At 68.3% G+C, this 3,788-nt stretch carries 4 protein-coding genes and 1 pseudogene; 2 read left to right on the plus strand and 3 right to left on the minus strand.

Going from position 1 to position 3,788, the window contains the following annotated elements; all coding sequences use genetic code 11:
• Both H0W38_RS18560 and H0W38_RS18565 read left to right on the plus strand, forming a co-directional pair.
• A partial coding sequence (locus H0W38_RS18560) for an ATP-binding protein (RefSeq protein WP_292456872.1) occupies positions 1 to 1,630 on the plus strand: 1,630 nt, incomplete at its 5' end.
• Between the two features lie 105 nt (positions 1,631 to 1,735).
• Positions 1,736 to 2,272 (plus strand): hypothetical protein, encoded by a 537-nt coding sequence (locus H0W38_RS18565; RefSeq protein WP_292456874.1) that lies wholly within the window; start codon positions 1,736 to 1,738, stop codon positions 2,270 to 2,272.
• Positions 2,273 to 2,290: 18 nt separating this feature from the next.
• Here H0W38_RS18565 and sugE read toward each other — a convergent pair whose 3' ends face one another.
• From sugE to H0W38_RS18580, 3 genes and pseudogenes are all read right to left on the minus strand, one after another.
• Positions 2,291 to 2,611, minus strand: coding sequence for a quaternary ammonium compound efflux SMR transporter SugE (gene sugE, locus H0W38_RS18570; RefSeq protein WP_292456877.1), 321 nt, complete (start codon positions 2,609 to 2,611; stop codon positions 2,291 to 2,293).
• A gap of 79 nt (positions 2,612 to 2,690) precedes the next feature.
• On the minus strand, positions 2,691 to 3,380 hold the full coding sequence (locus H0W38_RS18575; RefSeq protein WP_292456878.1) for a hypothetical protein: 690 nt from the start codon (positions 3,378 to 3,380) through the stop codon (positions 2,691 to 2,693).
• Between the two features lie 130 nt (positions 3,381 to 3,510).
• A pseudogene (locus H0W38_RS18580) lies at positions 3,511 to 3,788 on the minus strand (amylo-alpha-1,6-glucosidase); the annotation flags it as partial.

Below are 3,788 nucleotides of genomic sequence, written 5' to 3' on the forward strand. Positions count from 1 at the left end.
GAACACGGGAGCCGTGATCACCTCCACCGACATCACGCAACGCAAACGCGCCGAGGAGGAGTTGCGAACGAGCGAGGCGCGCTACCGCACCTTGTTCGAGACCGTGGATGAGGGGTTCTGCGTCATCGAGGTTTTGTTCGATGCCGCGAGCCGTCCGGTCGACTACCGCTTCCTGGAAACGAACCCGGCCTTCGAGAAGCACACGGGACTGAACCGCGCCGTGGGCCGGACGGCACGCGATCTCGTTCCCACGCTCGACAGTTTCTGGTTCGAGACCTACGGCCGGGTCGCGCTCACGGGGACGCCCGAGCGCTTCGAAAGCGAAGTCCCCGCCATGGAGCGCTGGTTCGACGTTTCCGCCAGCCGCATCGGCGGCGTCGAAAGCAGGAAGGTCGCCCTCGTCTTCAACGACATCACCGTCACGAAGAAGGCCGAGGACGGCCTGCGCAGGCTCGCCGCCGATCTGTCCGAGGCCGACCAGCGCAAGACCGAGTTCCTGGCCACCCTCGCCCACGAACTGAGGAACCCCCTGGCCCCGCTGAGCAACGGCCTGCAGGTCATGCGACTCGCGGCCGGCGATGCGGTGGCGGTCGGCAAGGCGCGCGGCATGATGGAGCGCCAGCTCGCCCACATGGTGCATCTGGTCGGCGACCTGCTGGACATCGCCCGCATCACCGGCGGCAAGGTGGAGCTCAGGAAGGAACGCGTGGCGCTGGCGGGCGTGGTGGCCAACGCTGTCGAGACGAGCCTGCCGCTCCTCGAGGCGGGTCGCCACGAATTGAGCATCGACATCCCCGAGCAGGCGCTGCTGCTCGATGTCGACACGAACCGGATCGCCCAGGTGCTGAGCAATCTGCTGAACAACGCCGCCAAGTACACGGCGCCGGGCGGGCACATTCGGCTGTCGGCCGCGCGCGAAGAAGGCGCCGTGGTCGTGTCGGTCACCGACAACGGGATCGGCATTCCGTCGGAGTCGCTCGGCAGCGTGTTCGACATGTTCGCGCAGGTCGGGCGCAACATGGACCGCGCCCAGGGCGGCCTGGGCATCGGTCTGACCCTCGTGCGCCGCCTGGTCGAACTGCATGGCGGAACCGTCACCGCCGAGAGCCCCGGGGTCGGCCAGGGCAGCAGCTTCCACGTTCGGCTGCCGATCGCGGCCGCCGACGATGCGCCGAGCCGGTCTGGCGTTGGAGGCGCAGTGCCCGCGGGCGACACGGACCCGGGCTTCGACACCGCCATCAAAAGCTTTCGTGTGCTCGTGGTCGACGACAACACCGACGCGGCCGAGAGCCTGTCGGATTTGCTGCAGATCGGCGGGCACACCACCCGCGTGGCCAACGATGGCGATCAGGCGATCCGCATCGCCCGGGAGTTCCAGCCCCACCTCGTCTTTCTCGACATCGGGATTCCGGGCAAGAACGGCTACGAGGTCGCCCGCGCGCTGAGAACGACACCGGGCCTGGAGCAGGTCACGCTGGCCGCGTTGACCGGCTGGGGCGCCGAAGAAGACCGGGTCCGATCGAAAGACGCCGGGTTCGACCACCACTTCACCAAGCCCGCCGAGTTCGAGCTGATCAACGGCCTTTTGTCGCAGCTCGCTGCGCCCTCCCCGTCGACGCCGGCCGAGTGAGCGCGAAGGCCGATCTCCAAGTGTGGGCCCCGCAAGGCACGGGCACCGCGCTTGCTATAGGCGCGCGAAATCGCCGCTGACACCACAACTTCGAGGGAGATTCCCATGATCCGCCGTTCACGCCAAGCGACTGCCCTGCCCGCCCTGTGTCTCGCTGTCGCTGCATTGTTCGTGGCCTCCACCCAGGCAGGGCCCAGGGACCGGCCCTTCGAGGCCACGTTGAAGATTACCGAGAGCGTCGGCTTTACCGGCGCCGCGCCCTGTTTTGCCGTCGGGATCATCAGCGGCGTCGGCCAGGCGACGCACATGGGCGAGGTGCGTGCAACGTCGCAGGACTGCATCAATCCGCTGGGTGTGTTCGACCCCAACGGCCCGACCGCCTACCAGTTCGCGAGCAGCCCCGGACCCGACGGCCTGGTGTTCATCGCCGCGAACGGCGACCGGGTGTTCGCGGTCTATTCCGGCACGCTGGTGCCCCAGCCCGGCGGGCCGCACGCGGTGACCGGCCACTTCGTCATCACGGGAGGCAGCGGGCGCTTCGCGGGGGCCACCGGCGGCGGCAGCCTGCAAGGCACCGAAGACATCAGCCGCGTCGTCGTCGGCGAAGGCGAGATATCGCTCTCAGGCAGCATCGCCTACTGACGACGGCGTGGTGCGAGATCAGCTCGGCGATGCGAGCTTCAGTCCCACGATGCCCAGCATGATCAGCCCCAGGCTGACGATCCGGCCCGCATTCGCCGATTCCCCGAACAGCAAGATGCCCAGAATGGCCGTGCCGACCGCGCCCACGCCCACCCAGACGGCGTAGGCCGTGCCGACCGGCAGCGACTTCATCGCGATGCCGAGCAGCCCGAGGCTCACGATCATGGCGGCGATCGTCCCCACGCTCGGCCACAGCCGCGTGAAGCCCTCGGTGTACTTCAGGCCGATGGCCCAGCCGATCTCGAACAAACCCGCCAGAACCAGCACGACCCACGCCATAGCACCTCCGAGCCAAGAACGAGCCCCTCACGCCGAGCGGCGCTGACCTCGCTGAGCGTGAGGCCTCCGACCGGCAAGCTCACTTCACGTACATCACCCGCATGCCCAGGCGGCTGCCGTCCACGCGGTCCAGCACGTTGATCGTCGCCTGCCTCGGATCGAAGCCCTCCGGCAACGGGAGGCTGCCGCGCAGGCTCTCGTGGCTGCCCACCGAAATGGGCACGGGCTTCAAGGGCACCGACGTCGGCGTGCCGCGCCCGGACTGACCAGCCACGACGAACTGCATCACGCCCGTCAAGGGCTTGTCCGTTCCACGGTCGCGCGAGAGCACCACGTGATAGGCAAGCGCTCCGCCCTCCACGCTGAGGTTGGCCGCGCGCACCTCGACCGCTCCACCGCGCGGGTCGCGGGGCAGAGCCGCAACCACGGAGGCGACGTCCTCGCGCAGGTTCTCGGTAGTGGTGCGGGTGGCGGTCAGTTCGTCGCTCAGGTTGCGCTTTTCCGCGAGGGAGGCTTCGAGCTGCTTGCGGGTGTCGGAGAGCTCGGCCGCCAAGCGCTGGCGCTCGCTTTCGGCCTGGTCGAAGGACTGGCGCAACTGCACCGAGTCGCTGGCCGACAGGCGGGGAGGCAGGTGGCTTTTCTGCACATAGAGGACGCCACCTGCGCCCACAGTGGTACCGGCAAGCAGCAGCACCAGCCAGCCGGGCAGGCCCCCGCGTCGCCTGCGGCCATAGGGTTCAAAGACGACTGGTTTGGATTTTCCGAACATTTTTTGTGTGGATTGGCGTGAACGTGACCCCAAAGGGTACAACCCCCAGCCACGCCGGCCGCAACGCGATGCCGCAGCGGCTCCGGTGGGCTTCGAGCCGGGGCCGTTCCTCGCGCCGCTCGCACCCCGCTCAGATCACCACCGTCACCTCCACGTTGCCGACCTTGCGCGTCGCCTCCACGCCGACGTTGTTGGCATAGCGCTGCATGAGCAGATCGACGTTGCTGTCCCCGACCTGCAGGCGGTGCACCCGCACCCAGTCGATGAAAGGCGGCAAGCGCGGCGAGTGCAGCGACACCTTGCCGCGGACGGCATCGACGTCCAGCCCCAGGCAGGACTGCAGCAGGCTGAACAGTGCCGCCGCCGCCCAGGCTTGCGGCGAGCAGGCCACCGGGTACAGCACAGGGC

This window comes from Methylibium sp., assembly GCF_013817365.1.
In the GTDB taxonomy this organism is placed as follows: Bacteria; Pseudomonadota; Gammaproteobacteria; order Burkholderiales; family Burkholderiaceae_C; genus Methylibium.

What these genes read in the sequence shown, in the direction of transcription:
- H0W38_RS18565 (WP_292456874.1), top strand. Translation starts at nt 1,736, where the DNA reads ATGATCCGCCGTTCACGCCAAGCGACTGCCCTGCCCGCCCTGTGTCTC.
- sugE (WP_292456877.1), bottom strand. Translation starts at nt 2,611, where the DNA reads ATGGCGTGGGTCGTGCTGGTTCTGGCGGGTTTGTTCGAGATCGGCTGG.
- H0W38_RS18575 (WP_292456878.1), bottom strand. Translation starts at nt 3,380, where the DNA reads ATGTTCGGAAAATCCAAACCAGTCGTCTTTGAACCCTATGGCCGCAGG.